The 18,979-nt window shown below is 61.8% G+C and carries 19 protein-coding genes; 16 read left to right on the top strand and 3 right to left on the bottom strand.

What is annotated here, in order from left to right:
* Positions 1-26: 26 nt before the first annotated feature.
* Positions 27-1,577 carry a nitric oxide reductase transcriptional regulator NorR gene (norR, locus tag P3R38_RS20620; RefSeq protein ID WP_023382263.1) on the bottom strand — a complete coding sequence of 517 codons (1,551 nt, stop codon included), beginning with the start codon at positions 1,575-1,577 and terminating at the stop codon, positions 27-29.
* Between the two features lie 154 nt (positions 1,578-1,731).
* Between norR and hmpA the strand changes: the two genes are divergently transcribed.
* From hmpA to P3R38_RS20560, 12 genes are all read left to right on the top strand, one after another.
* Entirely contained in the window at positions 1,732-2,910 is a 1,179-nt protein-coding gene (gene hmpA / locus P3R38_RS20615; protein WP_277686552.1) for an NO-inducible flavohemoprotein, read from the top strand.
* A gap of 381 nt (positions 2,911-3,291) precedes the next feature.
* A complete protein-coding gene (locus P3R38_RS20610; protein ID WP_023382261.1) occupies positions 3,292-3,798 on the top strand; it encodes a disulfide bond formation protein B in 507 nt (168 codons plus the stop codon).
* 560 nt (positions 3,799-4,358) lie between these two features.
* Positions 4,359-5,303: a ubiquinol oxidase subunit II gene (gene cyoA, locus P3R38_RS20605; RefSeq protein ID WP_023382260.1), complete on the top strand. Its 945-nt coding sequence runs from the start codon at positions 4,359-4,361 to the stop codon at positions 5,301-5,303.
* A 3-nt stretch (positions 5,304-5,306) separates the two neighbouring features.
* A complete protein-coding gene (gene cyoB, locus P3R38_RS20600) occupies positions 5,307-7,325 on the top strand; it encodes a cytochrome o ubiquinol oxidase subunit I (RefSeq protein ID WP_023382259.1) in 2,019 nt (672 codons plus the stop codon).
* 3 nt (positions 7,326-7,328) lie between these two features.
* Positions 7,329-7,952 carry a cytochrome o ubiquinol oxidase subunit III gene (gene cyoC / locus P3R38_RS20595; protein ID WP_027906615.1) on the top strand — a complete coding sequence of 208 codons (624 nt, stop codon included), beginning with the start codon at positions 7,329-7,331 and terminating at the stop codon, positions 7,950-7,952.
* Positions 7,952-8,284 (top strand): cytochrome o ubiquinol oxidase subunit IV, encoded by a 333-nt coding sequence (gene cyoD, locus P3R38_RS20590; RefSeq protein WP_023382257.1) that lies wholly within the window; start codon positions 7,952-7,954, stop codon positions 8,282-8,284. The genes cyoC and cyoD overlap by 1 nt, the downstream gene beginning before the upstream one ends.
* Before the next feature lie 11 nt (positions 8,285-8,295).
* Positions 8,296-9,183: a heme o synthase gene (cyoE, locus tag P3R38_RS20585; RefSeq protein WP_023382256.1), complete on the top strand. Its 888-nt coding sequence runs from the start codon at positions 8,296-8,298 to the stop codon at positions 9,181-9,183.
* 313 nt (positions 9,184-9,496) lie between these two features.
* A complete protein-coding gene (alaC, locus tag P3R38_RS20580; protein ID WP_023382255.1) occupies positions 9,497-10,705 on the top strand; it encodes an alanine transaminase in 1,209 nt (402 codons plus the stop codon).
* Between the two features lie 150 nt (positions 10,706-10,855).
* Positions 10,856-11,239: a YkgJ family cysteine cluster protein gene (locus P3R38_RS20575; protein WP_023382254.1), complete on the top strand. Its 384-nt coding sequence runs from the start codon at positions 10,856-10,858 to the stop codon at positions 11,237-11,239.
* Between the two features lie 543 nt (positions 11,240-11,782).
* The gene (locus P3R38_RS20570) at positions 11,783-12,346 is read left to right on the top strand and encodes a GNAT family N-acetyltransferase (protein ID WP_023382253.1); all 564 of its coding nucleotides are present in this window, start codon (positions 11,783-11,785) and stop codon (positions 12,344-12,346) included.
* 53 nt (positions 12,347-12,399) lie between these two features.
* Positions 12,400-12,939, top strand: a complete 540-nt coding sequence (locus P3R38_RS20565; protein WP_023382252.1) for a hypothetical protein — start codon at positions 12,400-12,402, stop codon at positions 12,937-12,939.
* A 21-nt stretch (positions 12,940-12,960) separates the two neighbouring features.
* A complete protein-coding gene (locus P3R38_RS20560; RefSeq protein ID WP_023382251.1) occupies positions 12,961-13,347 on the top strand; it encodes a lysozyme inhibitor LprI family protein in 387 nt (128 codons plus the stop codon).
* A 105-nt stretch (positions 13,348-13,452) separates the two neighbouring features.
* Here P3R38_RS20560 and mnmH read toward each other — a convergent pair whose 3' ends face one another.
* Both mnmH and selD read right to left on the bottom strand, forming a co-directional pair.
* Positions 13,453-14,550, bottom strand: coding sequence for a tRNA 2-selenouridine(34) synthase MnmH (gene mnmH / locus P3R38_RS20555; RefSeq protein WP_023382250.1), 1,098 nt, complete (start codon positions 14,548-14,550; stop codon positions 13,453-13,455).
* Positions 14,550-15,584, bottom strand: a complete 1,035-nt coding sequence (gene selD, locus P3R38_RS20550; protein ID WP_023382249.1) for a selenide, water dikinase SelD — start codon at positions 15,582-15,584, stop codon at positions 14,550-14,552. Before selD ends, mnmH begins: the two co-directional genes overlap by 1 nt.
* A gap of 128 nt (positions 15,585-15,712) precedes the next feature.
* On the opposite strand from selD, the gene P3R38_RS20545 reads away from it, so the two are divergent.
* From P3R38_RS20545 to phnE, 4 genes are read left to right on the top strand one after another with little or no spacing between them, the layout of a single operon-like run.
* Entirely contained in the window at positions 15,713-16,567 is an 855-nt protein-coding gene (locus P3R38_RS20545; RefSeq protein WP_023382248.1) for a putative selenate ABC transporter substrate-binding protein, read from the top strand.
* Positions 16,564-17,358, top strand: a complete 795-nt coding sequence (locus tag P3R38_RS20540; RefSeq protein WP_023382247.1) for a phosphonate ABC transporter ATP-binding protein — start codon at positions 16,564-16,566, stop codon at positions 17,356-17,358. Before P3R38_RS20545 ends, P3R38_RS20540 begins: the two co-directional genes overlap by 4 nt.
* Positions 17,352-18,179 carry an ABC transporter permease gene (locus P3R38_RS20535; protein WP_027906611.1) on the top strand — a complete coding sequence of 276 codons (828 nt, stop codon included), beginning with the start codon at positions 17,352-17,354 and terminating at the stop codon, positions 18,177-18,179. The genes P3R38_RS20540 and P3R38_RS20535 overlap by 7 nt, the downstream gene beginning before the upstream one ends.
* Positions 18,176-18,943 (top strand): phosphonate ABC transporter, permease protein PhnE, encoded by a 768-nt coding sequence (gene phnE / locus P3R38_RS20530; protein ID WP_023382245.1) that lies wholly within the window; start codon positions 18,176-18,178, stop codon positions 18,941-18,943. The genes P3R38_RS20535 and phnE overlap by 4 nt, the downstream gene beginning before the upstream one ends.
* Positions 18,944-18,979: the final 36 nt, after the last annotated feature.

Raw genomic sequence — 18,979 nt, 5'->3', positions numbered from 1 at the left:
CCGACTAATGCTTTGGTGCACGGGCCTCAGCGAAGCCCTAGCCGGCGCGCCAGTCGGTTGAGGTTGGCGCGGTCCAGGCCCAGTTCACGGGAAGCGGCAGCCCAGTTGTGGTCATGACGTTGGAGGCAGGCTTCAATCACCTGGCGTTGATAGGCGTCCACCGCGTCACGCAGGCCGCCTTCAGGTAAGGGCGCTTCCTGCTGTGGCAGGGCGGATTGAGCCTCATTGGAAGACGCGACCGCGCGCAGGTCCAGGTCGCGGGCTTCCAGGGTCAGAATCCGTGGTCTGTCGGCGTGTTGGCCCAGTGCCTTGAGCGCCGAGCGGCCGATCAGGTGTTCCAGTTCGCGGACATTGCCAGGCCAGTCGTAACCCAGCAGTGCGGCCTGCGCGTCGCTGGACAGGCGCAAACTATTGAGGCCAAGGCGTGAGCGGTTCTGTTCGAGGAAGTAGCCGGCCAGCAACAGCACGTCGCGGCCTCGCTGGCGCAGCGGTGGCACCTGCAGGGGGTAGACGCTCAAGCGGTGATAGAAGTCGGCGCGGAAGTTGCCGTTGCGCACTTCCGCGGCCAGGTCGCGGTTGGTCGCGGCGATCAGGCGCACATCGACCTGATGTTCACGGTCCGACCCCAAGCGTTGCAACTGACCGCTTTGCAGCACCCGAAGTAGCTTGGCCTGCACGGTCAATGGCAGCTCGCCGACTTCATCGAGGAACAGCGTGCCGCCGTTGGCCAGTTCGAACTTGCCGCGTCGTTCGCCATGGGCGCCAGTAAAGGCGCCGCGCACATGGCCAAACAGCTCGCTTTCCACCAGGGTGTCTGGCAGGGCTGCGCAGTTGAGGCTGATCATTGGCTGGTCGGCGCGTTTGCTGGCCTGGTGCAGGGCCTGGGCCACCAACTCCTTGCCCACCCCGGTCTCACCGGTGATCAGCACGGTCAGGTCGCTGCCGCCGACCAGGCGGATCTCCTCCACCAAGCGTTTGTGTGCCTTGCTCTGGCCTATCAGTTCCTGATGCTGGCCGCTGGCCTGACGGTAGATTTCGGCACGGTGGTGTTCGTCCTCGGCGCGCAGGGCCAGGTGTTCGATGCGCTCGGCCACGGTCACGGTAGCCGCTGCCAGGCTGGCGAAGGCCTGCAGGGCTTCCAGTTCAAGACTTTGGAACTGGCCGGGGGTCAGCGCGTCGAGGGTGACCAGGCCCCAGGGACGTTCATCGACCATCAGCGGGCAGCCCATGCAGTCATGGACTTCAAGGTTGGCGTCCGGGGCATGCACCAGGCCGTCATAAGGGTCGGGCAACGCGGAGTCGCTGGCGAAGCGCGTAGGCTCGGGGCGGCTCAACAGGATCTGGAAGCGTGGATGCTCACTGACCTTGAAACGCCGGCCGAGGGTATCTGGCGACAGTCCGTCCACTGCCAGTGGCACCAGCCATTCTCCATCCAGGCGGAGCAGGGCGGCGGCGTCACACGGCAGCAGGCCGCGCATGGCCTGTAACAGGCGGCGGTAACGCTCCTGGTCGGGCAGGTCGCGGGACAGGTCGCTGACCAGCGGGAGGAGGGCGGTGAGCAGAGGCTTTGCAGTCATATTGACTCCTATTGGTCGTAATGACTATACGCTGGGGTGGGTCGTTTTGACATGATCGGTGTCAAGGCATTGATTTCATGGGCCTTTCGAGTTGGCACGAATGCTGAAATAGCCAGTGCAACCATTCGAAGCCACAGGCTTAGGAGTCGTCGCAATGCTCAATGCCGAACAACGTGCAATTATCAAGGCCACTGTCCCGCTGCTCGAAAGCGGTGGTGAAGCGCTGACCACTCATTTCTACAAGATGATGCTCAGCGAATACCCCGAAGTGCGTCCCCTGTTCAACCAGGCTCACCAGGCCAGCGGTGACCAGCCTCGCGCGCTGGCCAACGGTGTGCTGATGTATGCCCGCCATATCGACCAGCTTGAACAGCTGGGCGGCCTGGTTGGCCAGATCATCAACAAGCACGTCGCCCTGCAGATTCTCCCGGAGCATTACCCGATCGTCGGCAGCTGCCTGCTGCGGGCCATCGAGGAAGTGTTGGGCAAGGAAATCGCCACCCCCGAAGTGATCGCGGCCTGGGGCGCTGCCTACGGCCAGCTGGCCGATATCCTGATCGGCGCGGAAGAGCACTTGTACAAACAGAAGGAAGAGGCCGCCGGTGGCTGGCGTGGCGCCCGTGAGTTCCGCCTGGTCCGCCGCGCGCAAGAGAGCAGCGAAATCGTTTCGTTCTACTTTGCTCCGATGGATGGCAAGCCGGTGCTCAAGGCCGAGCCGGGCCAATACATTGGCCTGCAGCTGTTCATCGACGGGGTCGAGCAGCGCCGCAACTATTCGCTGTCGGCGCTGTGCGACGGCAAGGAGTACCGGATCAGCGTCAAGCGCGAGGCCGGTGGCAAGGTATCTAACTACCTTCACGACCAGCTTGTCGTCGGCGATACCCTGCAGCTGTTCCCACCATCGGGCGACTTCACGCTGACCGCCAGCGACAAGCCCTTGGTATTGATCAGTGGAGGTGTGGGTATCACCCCGACCCTGGCGATGCTGGAGGCGGCGCTTGAGACCAAGCGTCCAGTGCATTTCATTCACTGTGCGCGCAATGGCGCTGTGCATGCCTTCCGCGACTGGATCAGCGCGTTGGCCGAACGTCACCCTCAGTTGCAGCACTTCTATTGCTATGCCGAAGCGGATGGCAGCAACGACGCCCATGCGGTTGGCCTGCTGAGCGAGGATCTGCTGGCCGAATGGATGCCGGTCGAGCGTGACGTGGATGCCTACTTCCTCGGGCCCAAGGGCTTCATGGCGGCGGTCAAAGGCTACCTGAAGGGGCTGGGCGTTCCGGAGCAGCAGAGCCGCTACGAGTTCTTCGGGCCGGCGGCCGCGCTGCAGTGATGTGCTGACCCTGCAGGCCTGATCACAGAGGTACCACGGTGACCCGGTGGGAGCGGCCTCGCGACGCAGAGTCGCTCCCTCAGGTGGTTGCCTATATAGAAGGAATGATGAATCAGCATTGACCATCTTTCACCTTTAATCCTCCTTTAATCACTGTATCCTTCACTCCCGGGTGTCGAGGGGCTTGTCCCTGCGCGGCACCTGGGTAGCTTTTTTGCTGGCCGACGTTGAACCGACGCCGCAGCAACAGGTCTCAGCCATCTCTGGATAGTGCAGCGCTGCCATGCCTCGTCCTCGACATGCTCAAAGGTCAAACCGGCGTGTAGACTTGCGCAAGGCAGGCGAATCACACGCTGCCACTCTCCATCGAAGGAATCGGCAATGAACGAACAAACATCGCGCCTTAATCGGGAACGGCGCTTTCTGGTGCTGCTGGGGGTGATCTGCCTCTCCCTGATTGGCGGCGCGCTCTACATGCAAGTGGTGCTCGGTGAGGCGCCTTGCCCGTTGTGCATCCTGCAGCGCTACGCATTGCTGTTGATTGCCGTGTTCGCGTTCATCGCCGCAGCCATGCCGGGACGTCGCAGCCTGACCTTCTTCGAGGCATTGGTGGTGCTCAGCGCGATTGGCGGAATCGTTGCGGCGGGCAACCATGTGTATATACTCGCCAACCCGATGGTCAGTTGCGGCATCGATACCCTGCAGCCGATCGTCGATGACCTGCCGTTGGCCAAGCTGTGGCCGCTGGCGTTTCAGGTCGACGGCTTCTGTAGCACGCCGTACCCGCCGATCCTCGGTTTGTCGCTGGCGCAATGGGCGCTGGTTGCATTCGTCCTTACCACCGTTCTGGTACCGCTGGGGATCTACCGCAACCGACGTGGGGCTTAGACAAAAGTCCCGATTTCCACGTGGTCTTTTACGCCGCGTGAGAAGAGCGAAAAGTCACCTCCCGCTTGATCCAGGTCAATCTCAAAGCCTTGCAGAATGCGGGTTCCAGGGCTATCAAGCGGGGTGCGACAAACTGTCGCGAAGTTGATTTTTTCAGGGTCATTGTTGCGGATTCTGTAAAAGACTGTTGCTCAATAAGTCATAGTCAAGGGTAAGCGACCTATCTACAATCGCCCCCAATTTCCGTTCGGCACTGCTTGCGAGTCGCAGGATTGAAGGAAGCCGCAGCGCTCCTTTTTGCTGACTTCGTCAAGTTTCGCCCAACGGCGATACCGGGCGGACCCCCCTCCGCGTTTTCCCGCACCAAACGGACTTGGTCTGAAGTACAGGCCTGTTGCCTACGAAACCATAAGCACCGCTAACCCGCTTGACGCCAAGGTTCCTGCAGTCGGACCCCGGGCAGGAGCGAGTACGGGCGCGAAATGCCGCACTTGGCAGGACGAAGTGTTGGCTACCAAAACACAAATTGCATTGAAGCAAGCTGATCTAGAGGTCGTGAGATGAGTAAAAAGCGTTACCCCAGACTGTTTGGCATATTGCCCTTTTTAGGCATGCTTTTACTCAGTGGGTGCAACTGGACCCTGCTCGACCCGAAAGGTCAGGTCGGCATTGAGCAAAAGAACCTCATCCTTATCGCTACCGGCCTGATGCTGCTGGTGGTGATTCCGGTCATCATCATGACCGTGGTTTTCGCCTGGAAGTACCGCGCTTCCAACAAGGCCGCCACCTACACCCCTGACTGGTCGCACTCGACCAAGATCGAGGCCGCGGTGTGGATCATCCCGATCCTGATCATCATCGCCCTGGGCTGGTTCACCTACCACTCCACCCACAAGCTGGACCCGTACCGTCCACTGGATTCCGATGTGAAGCCGGTGCAGATCGACGTGGTCGCGCTGGACTGGAAATGGCTGTTCATCTACCCGGAGCAAGGTATCGCCACGGTCAACAAGATCGTCTTCCCGGCTAACACCCCGGTCAACTTCCGCGTCACCTCCGACGCCGTGATGAACTCGTTCTTCATCCCGGGCCTGGGCGGCCAGATCTACGCCATGGCCGGCATGACCACCAAGCTGCACCTGATCGCCAACGAAAACGGCGAGTTCGACGGTATCAGCGCCAACTACAGCGGCGCTGGCTTCACCGGCATGAAATTCAAGGCCACTGCAACCTCCCAGGAAGACTTCGACAAGTGGGTCGCCGAGGTCAAGCAGTCGCCGAAGAAGCTGGACAAGGCCGAATACGAAGCCTTGGCCAAACCAAGCGAAAACAACCCAGTCGCGCTGTACAGCGAGGCCTCGCCTGACCAGTTCCAGATCATCGTCGACAAGTACGAAGGCATGAACCGCGGTCGTCCGAGCCACGAAGAAGCAGGCAGCAAAGATCTGGCCACTACCAAGGGTGTGGAATCGAGTATGCAACCAGCTGCCGGTGCAGAGGAGTAAGAGATGTTCGGTAAATTAAGCCTGGAGGCGATACCCTATCACGAGCCGATAGTCATGGTGACACTCGCCATTATCGCGCTCGGTGGTATCGCTTTGGTCGGTGCTATCACCTACTTCCGCAAGTGGACCTACTTGTGGACTGAGTGGCTGACCACGGTCGACCACAAGAAAATCGGGGTGATGTACATCATCGTCGCGATGGTCATGCTGCTGCGCGGCTTCGCCGACGCCATCATGATGCGTACCCAGCTGGCCGCCGCCACCGGTGGCTCCGAAGGCTACCTGCCGCCTGAACACTATGACCAGATCTTCACCGCTCACGGTGTGATCATGATCATCTTCATGGCGATGCCGTTCTTCACCGGCCTGATGAACCTTGCCGTTCCTCTGCAAATCGGTGCACGTGACGTTGCCTTCCCGTTCCTGAACTCCCTGAGCTTCTACCTGCTGCTGGCAGGCGTGCTGTTGGTCAACATTTCGCTGGGCGTTGGTGAATTCGCCAAGACCGGCTGGGTTGCCTATCCGCCGCTCGCGGGCATTCAGTACAGCCCTGGGGTGGGTGTCGACTACTACATCTGGGCGCTACAGCTCTCAGGCTTGGGTACGACACTGACAGGCGTGAACTTCCTCGTCACCGTGATGAAGATGCGCGCCCCTGGCATGAAGCTGATGGACATGCCGATCTTCACCTGGACCTGCACCTGGGCCAACGTGCTGATCGTGGCTTCGTTCCCGATCCTGACCGCTGCACTCGCGCTGCTGACTGTTGACCGTTATCTGGACTTCCACATCTTCACCAACGAGCTTGGTGGGAACCCGATGATGTACGTCAACCTGTTCTGGGCGTGGGGTCACCCTGAGGTTTACATCCTGATCCTGCCGGCCTTCGGTGTGTTCTCGGAAGTGACCTCGACCTTCGCTGGCAAGCGTCTGTTCGGCCACCACTCGATGATCTACGCATCGGGCGCCATCGCCGTTCTGGGCTTCGCTGTATGGCTGCACCACTTCTTCACCATGGGTGCAGGCGCCAGCGTCAACACCTTCTTCGGTCTGGCGACGATGCTGATCTCCATTCCGACCGGTGTGAAACTGTTCAACTGGCTGTTCACCATCTACCAGGGCCGTCTGCGCTTCACCGCGCCGATCATGTGGACCCTGGGCTTCATGATCACCTTCTCCATCGGTGGCATGACTGGCGTTCTGCTGGCTGTTCCGGGTGCTGACTTCGTGCTGCACAACAGCCTGTTCGTAATCGCTCACTTCCACAACGTGATCATCGGTGGTGCGGTATTCGGCTATATCGCCGGCTTCGCCTACTGGTTCCCGAAAGCCTTCGGTTTCACCCTGAACGAGAAGTGGGGCAAAGCTGCCTTCTGGTTCTGGATCTCGGGCTTCTACGTAGCGTTCATGCCTCTTTATGCCTTGGGCTTCATGGGTATGACCCGTCGTCTGAACCACTCCGACAACCCACTGTGGGAACCCTACCTGTACGTTGCCGTCGTCGGCGCCGTGCTGATCCTGTTCGGTATCGCTTGCCAGCTGATCCAACTCTACGTTTCGGTCCGCGACCGCAACCAGAACCTGGACGTGACCGGCGACCCGTGGGGCGGTCGTACCCTGGAATGGTCGACTTCGTCGCCACCTCCGTTCTACAACTTCGCCCACATGCCTGAGAAGGTTGGCCTGGATGCCTGGCACGAAGCCAAGGAAGCCGGTGTCGCCTACAAGGCTCCGGCCAAGTACGAAGCGATCCACATGCCGAGCAACACCTCTACCGGTTTGTTCATGGGCCTGTTCCTGACCGTCTTCGGCTTCGCCTTCATCTGGCACATCTGGTGGCTGGTTGGCGCGAGCCTGGTTGCAACCATCGCTGTCTTCGTTCGCCACGCTGCGCGTGACGACCAGGGCTACATGGTTCCGGCCGAAGAAGTGGCGCGCATCGAAGGCGAGCGCATGAAAGCGCTGGCCAAAGCAGGTGCTCTGCCTGCCGGCGCACGTGTCGAATCGTTTGAGCGGGTGTAATCAATGTCCAGTCAAGTAATGCACGGTGCTGCTCATGGTCACGACCATGGGCATGACGACCACCACCACGACTCGGGCCAGATGACCGTCCTCGGTTTCTGGCTGTACCTGATGACCGACTGCATCCTGTTTGCGTCGCTCTTCGCCACCTACGCGGTGCTGTCCGGCAGTTTTGCCGGCGGCCCGTCGGGTCATGACATCTTCCAGCTCGATTTCGTAGCTGTTGAAACCGCCTTCCTGCTGCTGTCGTCGATCACCTTCGGCTTCGCCATGCTGCAGATGTTCAAAGGCAACAAGGGCGGCGTGCTGGGCTGGTTGGCCATCACCTTCCTGTTCGGTGCTGGCTTCATCGCGATGGAAATCTATGAGTTCCATCACCTGATCAACGAAGGCTACGGCCCGAACCGCAGCGGTTTCCTGTCGGCGTTCTTCGCGCTGGTAGGTACCCACGGTCTGCACGTAACCGCCGGCCTGATCTGGATGGCTGTTCTGATGTATCAGATCAGCACCAAGGGCATCACGCCGACCGCCAAGACCCGCATGAGCTGCCTGAGCCTGTTCTGGCACTTCCTGGACGTGGTCTGGATCTGCGTATTCACCGTCGTCTACCTGCTGGGGGTTCTGTAATGGCTAACGCACACGACACTCATCACGAAGGTAACCACGGTAGCGTCAAGTCCTACATGATCGGCTTCGTGCTGTCGATCATCCTGACTGCGATTCCGTTCGGCCTGGTGATGTTCCCAAGCCTGCCGAAGAACCTGACCGTTCTGGTTGTTGTGGCCATGGCCGTCATCCAGGTAGTAGTGCACCTCGTGTACTTCCTGCACATGGACCGCTCGAAAGAGCAGCGTTCCAACGTGTCGACGTTCCTGTTCACCACTCTGGTTATTGCACTGCTGGTCGGCCTGTCGCTGTGGATCATGTTCAACATCCACATCGAAATGATGGCCAAGTGAGGTAAGACTGCATGTCCGTGAAGCACTTTATCCAAATCACCAAACCGGGGATCATTTTCGGTAACGTGCTTTCCGTGGCAGGCGGTTTCTTCCTTGCCGCGAAGGGCCATGTGGATTTCGCCCTGTTCCTGGCGGTGGTGGTAGGGACTTCTCTGGTGGTGGCGTCCGGTTGCGTGTTCAATAACTGCATCGACCGCGACATCGACCAGAAGATGGAACGCACCAAGAACCGTGTCATGGTTCAGGGCGGCATGCCGCTGCCCCTCGCGCTGGCCTATGCCACCCTGCTTGGGGTGGCGGGCTTCAGCTTGCTGTATGTACAGGCCAACCCGCTGTCGGCGTTCTGTGCGCTGATCGGTTTCATCGTCTACGTCGGTTTCTACAGCCTGTGGCTGAAGCGCAAATCGGTGCACGGCACCTTGGTCGGCAGCCTTTCGGGTGCCATGCCTCCGGTGATCGGCTACTGCGCCGTGAGCAACAACTTCGACCTGGCTGCAGTGACCCTGCTGGTGATGTTCAGCCTGTGGCAGATGCCACACAGCTTCGCGATCGCCATCTTCCGCTTCAAGGACTACAGCGCTGCCAACATTCCGGTCTTGCCGGTGGCTCGCGGTATCCTGGCGGCGAAGAAGCAGATCGTGCTGTACGTGCTGGCCTTCGTGCTCGCAACCCTGATGCTTACCCTCGGCGGTTACGCCGGCCTCGGCTACCTGGCCGTGGCAGCAGCCATGGGCCTGTACTGGCTCTATATGGCATGGGGTGGCTACAAGGCCGAGGACGACAACAAGTGGGCTCGCAAGGTATTCGGTTTCTCCATCCTCACCGTCACTGCGCTTAGCGTGATGATGTCGGTGGACAGCCAGACCGCTGCGGACGTACTGATGACCTACGCACGCTGATTCAGACGCCTGTTTCACGAAGACCCCGGCCATGTGCCGGGGTTTTTCATGGGCGTCTTCCTGTGCAGCCCCGTTCGCCGGTGAGCTCGTTCCGAGGCATGTGGTTGATCCTGTAGGAGCGGGTTGGTCGGCGAAAGGGCTGCTCGTCAAACCATAAACTTGAAATATTCAATAAAATCGTCTGAAAAGGTCTAACAAAACAGGAAATTATCATTTACAGATAACCTGTATCGGCATTATCTTCTGATTCAGGCCGCCGCAGCGGCCAGCGTCGCTCGGACGGTTCCGGGCGCTTACGTTCTCAGAGGAAACCATGGCCAATCCAGGTTCGCCGCGCCGCTTCGCGCGCATCGATCGTCTCCCCCCTTACGTCTTCAACATCACTGCCGAGCTCAAGATGGCGGCCCGTCGCCGTGGCGAGGACATCATCGACCTGAGCATGGGCAACCCCGACGGGGCCACGCCGCCGCACATCGTCGAGAAGCTGGTTCAGGTCGCACAGCGAGAAGACACCCATGGCTATTCCACCTCGCGCGGTATTCCGCGCCTGCGTCGTGCGATCTCCAACTGGTACAAGGATCGCTACGAGGTCGACATCGACCCGGAAAGCGAAGCCATCGTCACCATCGGTTCGAAAGAAGGCCTGGCGCACCTGATGCTTGGCACCCTCGACCATGGCGACACGGTGCTGGTGCCCAACCCGAGCTACCCGATTCACATCTATGGCGCGGTCATCGCCGGCGCGCAGGTGCGTTCTGTGCCGCTGGTGCCGGGTGTGGACTTTTTCAACGAGCTCGAGCGAGCGATTCGCGAGTCGATTCCCAAACCGAAGATGATGATCCTTGGGTTTCCCTCCAACCCTACCGCGCAATGCGTGGAGCTGGACTTCTTCGAACGCGTGGTGGCGTTGGCCAAGCAGTACGACGTGCTGGTAGTGCACGATCTGGCCTACGCCGACATCGTCTACGATGGCTGGAAAGCGCCGTCGATCATGCAGGTTCCGGGGGCCAAGGACATTGCGGTGGAGTTCTTCACCCTGTCCAAGAGCTACAACATGGCCGGCTGGCGTATCGGTTTCATGGTCGGCAACCCGGAGCTGGTCAGCGCCCTGGCGCGGATCAAGAGCTACCACGACTACGGTACCTTCACCCCGCTGCAGGTGGCCGCGATTGCTGCACTTGAGGGCGACCAGCAATGCGTGCGTGATATCGCCGAGCAGTACCGCCAGCGGCGCAACCTGCTGGTCAAGGGGCTGCACGAGCTGGGCTGGATGGTCGAGAACCCCAAGGCGTCGATGTATGTCTGGGCGAAGATCCCGGAGCAGTACGCACACCTGGGTTCGCTGGAGTTTTCCAAGAAGCTGCTGGCCGAGGCCAAGGTTTGTGTGTCGCCGGGGATTGGCTTCGGGGACTATGGCGATGACCATGTGCGCTTTGCCCTGATCGAGAACCAGGACCGGATTCGCCAGGCGATTCGCGGCATTCGCCAGATGTTCCGAGCTGACGGCCTGGCCCGTAAATAGCACACGGGCAGGGGCTGTGAAGCGGCCCCTGCCATTGCCGGATCAACGGCAAACTATTTTTGCATTACCCCTCTTCTCAGCCGACCTGGCTTCGATTACAAATGGCGCGCGGGCCAACCCCGATAACAACAACCTTCCCTCCGTGCCATCATGTCCGAATACAACCCTTGCCTTGACTGCGGCGCCTGCTGCGGGTATTTCCGTGTGTCCTTTTTCTGGGGCGAATGCCAGTCTGCCGGCGGCCTTGTGCCGGATGACCTGGTGGTGCAAATCAACCCGACGCGTGTTGCCATGATCGGCACCGACGCCAAGCCTTGCCGCTGCGTCAGCCTGCAGGGCGAGATTGGCAAGGAAGTCGCGTGCACCATCTACGCCAACCGTTCCAGCCCATGCCGCGAGTTCGAGGCGTCTTGGGAGGGTGGGGTGCATAATCCAAGTTGCGACGATGCGCGGGCGTTCTATGGCCTGCCTCCGTTGACGCCACCAGAGGCCAACGAGCCGCATTGGCCGGATGATGGGGCCGAGGTGGCCTGAAGCGTCAGCTGTAAGAAGGTTCTGAATCTGAAACCGAATGCTTCAGTAGGGCAGGGGGCGGTGCGCGTGCAGACTTCGGTCTGGCCGTGTCGCGACCTGTACGTCATCCAGCCCGGCATCCGGCTCGACCACGCCTTCGATGAGCTGCCGGTGGTGCTGGGCTTGAGGCGTGTTCGCCGATAGAGCTGCAGCGTTCTTGAGATCGAGCGCCGCCCGCGCGGCGCATCGCGAGCAAGGCTCGCTCCTACGTCTGTTTCGGGCCAATGAGTCCTGCGGGATTTGCACGCGAACGCCTGGCTGCATAGCGCGATACCGTGCCGTACAAACAAGGCGGTCGCGCGCGCCTGTCACTGGCGTTACTGGCCCGAAACAGACGTAGGAGCGAGCCTTGCTCGCGATGCGCCGCGCGGGCGGCGCTCGGTTTCAGCACCACCGCAAACGCCAGACATGCACCCGCCGCCCACTCCAAACCCAAGCCATACCCCCACCCACCCCACATGACGTTAAACTGTCATCTCCCCAGCCATGGACAGGAGATCCGGCGTGACCCCACCCCGCAGTTTCCCCAGTGACCTCTGCCTCGACAGCCCGCGCCTGCAGTTGCGCCCGATGCGCCACGCCGACGCTGCACAATGGCTGAAGATCATGGCCGACCCCGAGGTCATGCGTTACTGGCACCACGCACCCTGGCAAGACCTTGCCGAAGCCCAGAGCGCACTGGCCGCCGACCGCGAAGCGTACGCCAATGGCGACCAGCTCAAGCTGGGCATGTATCGCCGTGACAACGGCGAACTGATCGGCATGGTGCAGCTGTTCAATATCGATGACGTCTCCCGCCGTGGCGAAATCGGCTATTGCCTGGCCAGCGCCGTGCAGGGCAGGGGTTACATGGATGAAGCGCTGACCTGCTTCATCGATTACCTCGCCCACACCTTGCACATGCGCCGCCTTGAAGCGGAAATCGACCCGCGCAACAGCGGTTCGGCCCGTACCCTGGAACGCCAGGGATTCGTATTGGAAGGCACGCTGCGAGCACGCTGGTGCGTGGCGGGCGAGCTGTCCGACTCGGGGATATACGGTCTGTTACTTGAGCCGCCTGTCGTCTGACCGCCCGGTGCTGTATGGTCGGCAATCTCGACGATTGAGCACGGAGCCGCCGTTTGCCAGCTTTCTACCTCACCTTGAGTCTCGCCTTGTACCTGCTCTGCCTGGCGTTCGATGGCGCCCTGATGGGCGCTGATCGGCACATGCCAGCACTGCAGATGCTGCTTTACGGGCCCTGGGGCGTGCCCTTCGGGTTGTTCCAGTGGTTCGCCAATCCGCTGCTGGCATTGGCATTCCTGAGCCATCGGCGCTTCCGACGGCTGGCCCTGGGGCTGGGTTTGGGGGCGCTGTACCTCGCCGCCAGCAGCTTCGGCATTGAACGCCTGCCCGATAACATCAGCTATGAGTTCCATGAGCGAACCGGCTTTGGTGCGGGCTTCTACCTGTGGCTGGCGGCAATCGTCGTGTTCTGTGCCGGCCAGGCCTGGCAGTGTTGGAAGGCCCGCAGCCGTGACGATGTGCCAGGTTGGAACTGGCTGGATGTGGCATTGATTGCGGCGCTTGGGGTGACCTTTTATGCCGCCACGCAGATGCCATCGTTGCGCTTCGAGCCTGGCAAGGTGCTGATGCCGCCGGAGCAGCCGCGGGCATTCTGATGCTCGCCAGGAGGGACGATGATGATCAGACATTTTTTGATAGGCCTCGCAGTGGCCGGTTTGCTGCCGCAGGCATGGGCCGAGGAAAACTCGCAGGGCTATGGCCAGTGCATGGACAAGGCGGCCAGTACGGCGGCAATGAGTGCATGCATTCAACAGGAGACCGCGCTGCAGGACCAGCGGTTGAACCGGGTCTACAAGCGGCTGATGGCCAAGCTCGATGCCGGTCAGCAGAAGCGTCTGCGGGAGGTGCAGCGCCAGTGGATCGCTTATCGCGACGGCAACTGCCAGTTCCATGTGCAGGCCAGTGGCGGGACCATGGCTCTGCTTGAAGGTGGAATGTGCATGCTGGACATGACTCGGGAGCGGGCGGGGGAGCTGGATCGGGTGCTCAGCCCTGGGCAGTGATGTGGGGGCTCCGTCACGCTCGCCGGCAAGTCGACTCCTGGCGCAGTCCTCGCCGGAGCCGGCTTGCCGGCGATGGTGTCAGTGCGCAAGTCGCGCAGCCATCCTTTATCGCTTGCGCGCCTTCAGGTACTCACGCACCTCGCGTGCATCGCCGGCAAACTCGATGCGTTCGGCCTTGGCCTCGCGCTGGTAGGCGTACATCGGGTCGTAGTACTCGTTGAGCAAGCCCTCGATCCAACCCCGGTGCAGGTCCACCGCGCCGCAGCGCTGCTGTTCGTCCAGCGCCTGGCGCATGATCTCGGACAAGCGCTGGAAACGCTCGCCGCCCAGGCGCTTGTGGATATTGCTCATGCTTTGCAGCATGCGCTCGGCGAACAGTCGTTGACCAAGCTCCTCGCCGTGCAGTGCGATGAATTCGGCGCTCAGGTTGACCACGTAATCGCGCAAGATGCGCTCCACGCGGTTCTCGAAGCTGTCCTCCAACCACACCATCGGATATTGCTGCATGCCCTGGTACAACTCCAGCGGCACCGAGCAACTGCCGACAATACGGCCTTCATCCTCGAGCACGAACTGGTCGATGCCGCGAGCGCGCTTCTTCAGTACGTCGATGGCCAGGCGGTTCTCGAAGTCGATCTGCGAAGGCTGTGCGGTGGCACGCTTGCCGAAACTGGATCCGCGATGGTTGGCATGGCCTTCCAGGTCGAGCACGTTGCTCAGCTGGTGCAAGACATCGGTCTTGCCGGTGCCGGTCAGGCCGCCCACCAGCACGAAATCGCATTGCGCCACCGCCTGCAGGGTGGTTTCCAGCAGGAACGTGCGCATGGCTTTGTAGCCACCCTTGATGCGTGGGTAGTCAATGCCGGCCTCGTCACGCAGCCACTGCTGGACGATCAGCGAGCGGAGGCCGCCGCGGGCGCAGTACAGGTATCCGTCGGGGTGGGCCTTGGCAAAGCTGGCCCAGGCATGCAGGCGCTCGCGCTTGGTAGTGCCGCTGACCAGTTGGTGGCCCAGGGTGATGGCGGCGGCCTGGCCTTGTTGCTTGTAGCAGGTGCCAACCTTCTGCCGTTCCTGATCGGTCATCAGCGGCAGGTTGACGGAGCCCGGGAAGGCCCCCTTGGCAAACTCGATGGGCGCGCGCATGTCCATCATGGGCGCGTCGTCGAGGAACAGCTGGCGAAAATCGGTGCAGTCGGGGCGCATCAGATCACCTCGACCGCGTGGCTCTGTCGCTCGACCAGCGCGCCGATCGGCGCGAGCTTCAGGCCAAGCGCTGCAGCTACGTCGAGAAACTCCGCTTCACCCTCTGGAGTAACGGCTACCAACAGGCCGCCGCTGGTCTGCGGGTCGCACAGCAGGTGCTTCTGCTCGTCGCTCAAGGCGCCGATCTTGTGGCCATAGCTGTCGAAGTTACGCAGGGTGCCTCCTGGGATGCAGCCCTCGGCCAGGTAGTGGTCGACACTGGGCAGACGCGGTACGGCTGTGTAGTTCAGGTGCGCGGTCAGGCCACTGCCTTCGGCCAGTTCCACCAAATGGCCGAGCAGGCCGAAACCGGTCACGTCGGTCATGGCCTTGACGCCGTCAAGCTTGCCAAAGCGGCTGCCGGGGGTGTTGAGGGTGCACATCCAGTCACGGGCCAGGCCGTGGTCCTGTTCGCGCAGCTTGGCTTTCTTCTCGGCGGTGGTGAGGATGCCGATGCCCAAGGGTTTGGTCAGGTACAGACGGCAGCCCACGGTAGCGGTGTCGTTGCGCTTGAGGTGATGCTTGCTGACCACGCCGGTGACGGCCAGGCCGAAGATCGGTTCCGGGGCGTCGATGGAGTGGCCACCTGCCAATGGAATGCCTGCTTCGGCGCACACGGCGCGCCCGCCACGGATCACCTCGCGAGCCACTTCCGGCGGCAGTACGTTGACCGGCCAGCCAAGAATGGCGATGGCCATCAAGGGGTCGCCGCCCATGGCGTAGATGTCGCTGATCGCATTGGTGGCGGCGATGCGGCCGAAATCGTACGGGTCATCGACGATGGGCATGAAGAAGTCGGTGGTCGAGACCACGCCACGTTCATCGTCCAGTGCGTAGACGGCGGCATCGTCGCGGGAGGCATTGCCCACCCAGAGCTTCGGGTCGAGGGCCTGTGCACCGCTTTCGGCGAGGATCACGTCCAGCACCTTGGGAGAGATCTTGCAGCCACAGCCGGCACCGTGGCTGTATTGGGTCAGGCGAATCGGCTCGCTCATATGCACCTCGTGCGCTCAATGATGTTGCGCGATTGTAGCAAAGCTGGTCTTTGCGCCATGGACTCTTATACTTGCCACGGTCGGCGCGGATGCCGGCCCTTTCCCCGCTATTGAACCGGAGAACCCCAATGCTCAAACGCCCTCTGGCCCTTGCAGCCGGACTTGCGCTGTCTTGCTGCGCCGTCATCGCCCAGGCTGCCGATACCCTGCGAGTCAGTGCCATCCCAGACGAAGCGCCAACCGAACTGCTACGCAAGTTCAAGCCGCTGGGGGAATATCTGTCCAAGCAGCTGGGCATGGACGTGAAGTTCGTGCCGGTGGCCGATTACCCGGCAGTGGTCGAATCGCTGGCGTCCGACCGCTTGGACCTGGCCTGGCTGGGAGGCTTCACCTTCGTCCAGGTGCACCTGAAGGACCCCAAAGCTACGCCATTGGTACAACGTGAACAGGACGCGCAATTCACCTCGAAGTTCATCACTGCCAATCCGGACGTCAAGAGCCTGGCCGACCTGAAGGGCAAGTCCTTCGCCTTCGGTTCGATCTCGTCCACTTCCGGTAGCTTGATGCCGCGTTACTTCATGCTCAAGGAAGACAACATCAAGCCGGAGAGCTACTTCAGCCGCGTGGCCTACTCCGGTGCGCACGACGCGACGGTTGCCTGGGTTCAGGCCGGCAAGGTCGATGGTGGCGTGCTCAATGCCAGCGTATGGCAGAAGCTGGTCGATGCCGGCAAGGTCGACACCAGCAAGGTCAAGGTGTTCGCCACTACCCCGGCCTATTACGACTACAACTGGACCGTGCGCGGCAACATGGATCCGCAGCTGAAGGAAAAGATCAAGAAGGCCTTCCTCGACCTCGACCCGGCCAACCCGGAGCACAAGGCGATCCTCGACCTGCAGGCCGCCAGCCGCTTCATCGAGACCCAGCCTGAGAACTATGCAGGCACCGAGCAAGCGGCACGTGAGGCCGGCCTGCTCAAGTGACTATCCATCTTCACAACGTCGACCTGCGACACGGCCAGGTTCGTGCCTTGAATGCCGTCAACCTGCGGATCGAGCAGGGTGAACGGGTTGCGATCATCGGTCCTTCAGGGGCTGGCAAATCCAGCCTGTTGCACCTGATGGCGACGGCCATCGAGCCCAGTGCCGGCCGCCTGGAGGTGTTTGGCGAACAACCCTGGAGCCTGTCCGCAGGGGCTCGTCAGCGTTTGCGCACGAGGGTGGGGCTGGTGCATCAGGCACCGCCCTTGCCGCCGCGCCAGCGAGTGGTAACGGCGGTGCTGGCCGGCCGACTCGGACGGTGGGGCACCCTGCGTGGCTTGCTCAACCTGCTTTACCCAAGCGACGTGCCGGGGGCGCGTCAGGCGCTGGCCGAGCTGGGGCTGGCCGATAAACTGTTCGTGCAGTGCGGGCAGTTGTCTGGCGGCCAGTTGCAGCGGGTCGGCATCGCCCGGGCGCTTTACCAGCAGCCTGAACTGTTGCTGACCGACGAGCCGGTGTCGGCCATGGACCCCGTGTTGGCCGATCACAGCCTGGCCTTGCTCAACCGCCACGCCATGACCAATGGCGTGACCCTGGTGGCGAGCCTGCATGCCGTGGACCTGGCTCTGGCGCATTTCCCTCGGGTGGTAGGCATCCGTGATGGCCAGGTGGCGTTCGATTGCCCCGCGGCGGCGGTCAGCGAAGCACGCCTGGATGCGCTGTATGCCAACGAGCAACTGGCGTCGCCCCCCACGACCAGCCCGACGTTGACGGTACAGATTCCACGATGCTGAAATCCGATGTCCGCGACCCGGCGCTGCTGCCGCGCTTATTGCTGAGCCTGATTGCCGTGGCCCTGTTGTGGCCCGGTTTGCAGTTGAGCGAGCTCGATCCTGGTGTGTTGCTGCAGGCAGAGAACCGGCAGCAGATCGCCAGTTTCACCCGCGCGTTCTGGCCGCCAGCCCATGACCACGAGTTCCTGGCGCTGTTGTATCAGTCGACGTTGCAGACCCTGGCCGTGGCCACTGCCGGTATGGCCCTGGCGCTGCTGCTGGCGGTGCCGGCCAGCCTGATGGCCAGCCGCGCCCTGTCGTTGCGCGCAGCCTCCAGGGGCGGTAGGGCAGGGCTGTGGTCGCGGTTGCTGCGCATGCCCGTGCGCGGCCTGCTGATCTTCCTGCGCAGTGTGCCGGAGATCGTCTGGGCGCTCCTGTTCGTGCGCGCCGTGGGGCTGGGGCCGACAGCCGGGGTACTGGCCATCGCCATTACCTACAGCGGTATGCTCGGCAAGGTCTACGCAGAGATCTTCGAGTCGGTCGACCAGCGCCCGGCCCATGCGTTGCTGCAGGCCGGCAGTGGCCGACTGACCGCATTCTTCTACGGCATTCTGCCCACGGCTGGAGCCGAGGTCGTGTCCTACACCGTATACCGCTGGGAGTGCGCGGTGCGCGCTTCGGTGGTGATGGGCTTCGTCGGCGCCGGTGGGCTTGGCCAGCAGATAGACCTCTCGATGCGCATGTTCGCCGGTGCTGAAGTGGCAAGCATGCTGCTGGCGTTTCTGGTGCTGGTATTTCTGGCCGACCAACTCAGCCGCTTCCTGCGGGGGAGGTTGGCATGAACCGGGTGATCAACCTGCTGGTGGTCGCTGTCATCATCGCGGCGGTGGTGGCGTCTTTCGCATACCTTGAGCTGGATCTTCATGCGGTGGTCGGCAACGGTGGCCTGGGGCAGATGGGTGAGTATGCCGGGCGGTTCCTGCGGCCTGACCTGACTGGCGAGCACCTGCGCGCAGTGGGGCGTGGTGCCCTGGAAACCCTGGCCATGTCCGGGATGGGCACCCTGCTCGCAATGGGCTTGGGGATGCTGCTGGCATTGCCTGCGGCAGGGCGTTTCGGCTGGCTGCTACAGGCTGCCGCGCGCCTGCTGCTGAACGCCCTGCGGGCCATACCTGAACTGGTATGGGCTGCGTTGACGGTGCTGGCTGCCGGGCTTGGGCCGAATGCCGGTACCCTGGCGCTGGCACTGCATACCGCCGGGGTATTGGGGCGTCTGTTCGCCGAAGCGTTGGAGAATGCGTCACCGGAACCGGCGGCGGCCATTCGTTTGCAAGGTGGTAGCCAGCTGGCTGCGTTCTGTTTCGGGACGTTGCCCAACCTCTGGCCTCAGCTGCTGGCCTACAGTTTGTACCGCTGGGAAAACAACATCCGCATGGCCAGCGTGCTGGGTTTCGTCGGCGCGGGGGGATTGGGGCAGATGCTTTACACCACCTTGAGCCTGTTCCAGGAAGCGCAGGCCAGTACGGTGATCATTGCCATGCTGGTGCTGGTGCTGCTGGTCGATGCGTTGAGTGATCTGTTGCGCCAGCGGTTCGTGCGCGCCTGATAGAGGGACCGGCCGCTTTGCGGCCCCCCCCGCTGG

Source organism: Pseudomonas sp. NyZ480, assembly GCF_029537255.1.
Classification (GTDB): domain Bacteria; phylum Pseudomonadota; class Gammaproteobacteria; order Pseudomonadales; family Pseudomonadaceae; genus Aquipseudomonas; species Aquipseudomonas taiwanensis.
The sequence above is the reverse complement of the archived record's forward strand: the minus strand, read 5'-3'. Positions and strand labels throughout refer to the sequence as shown.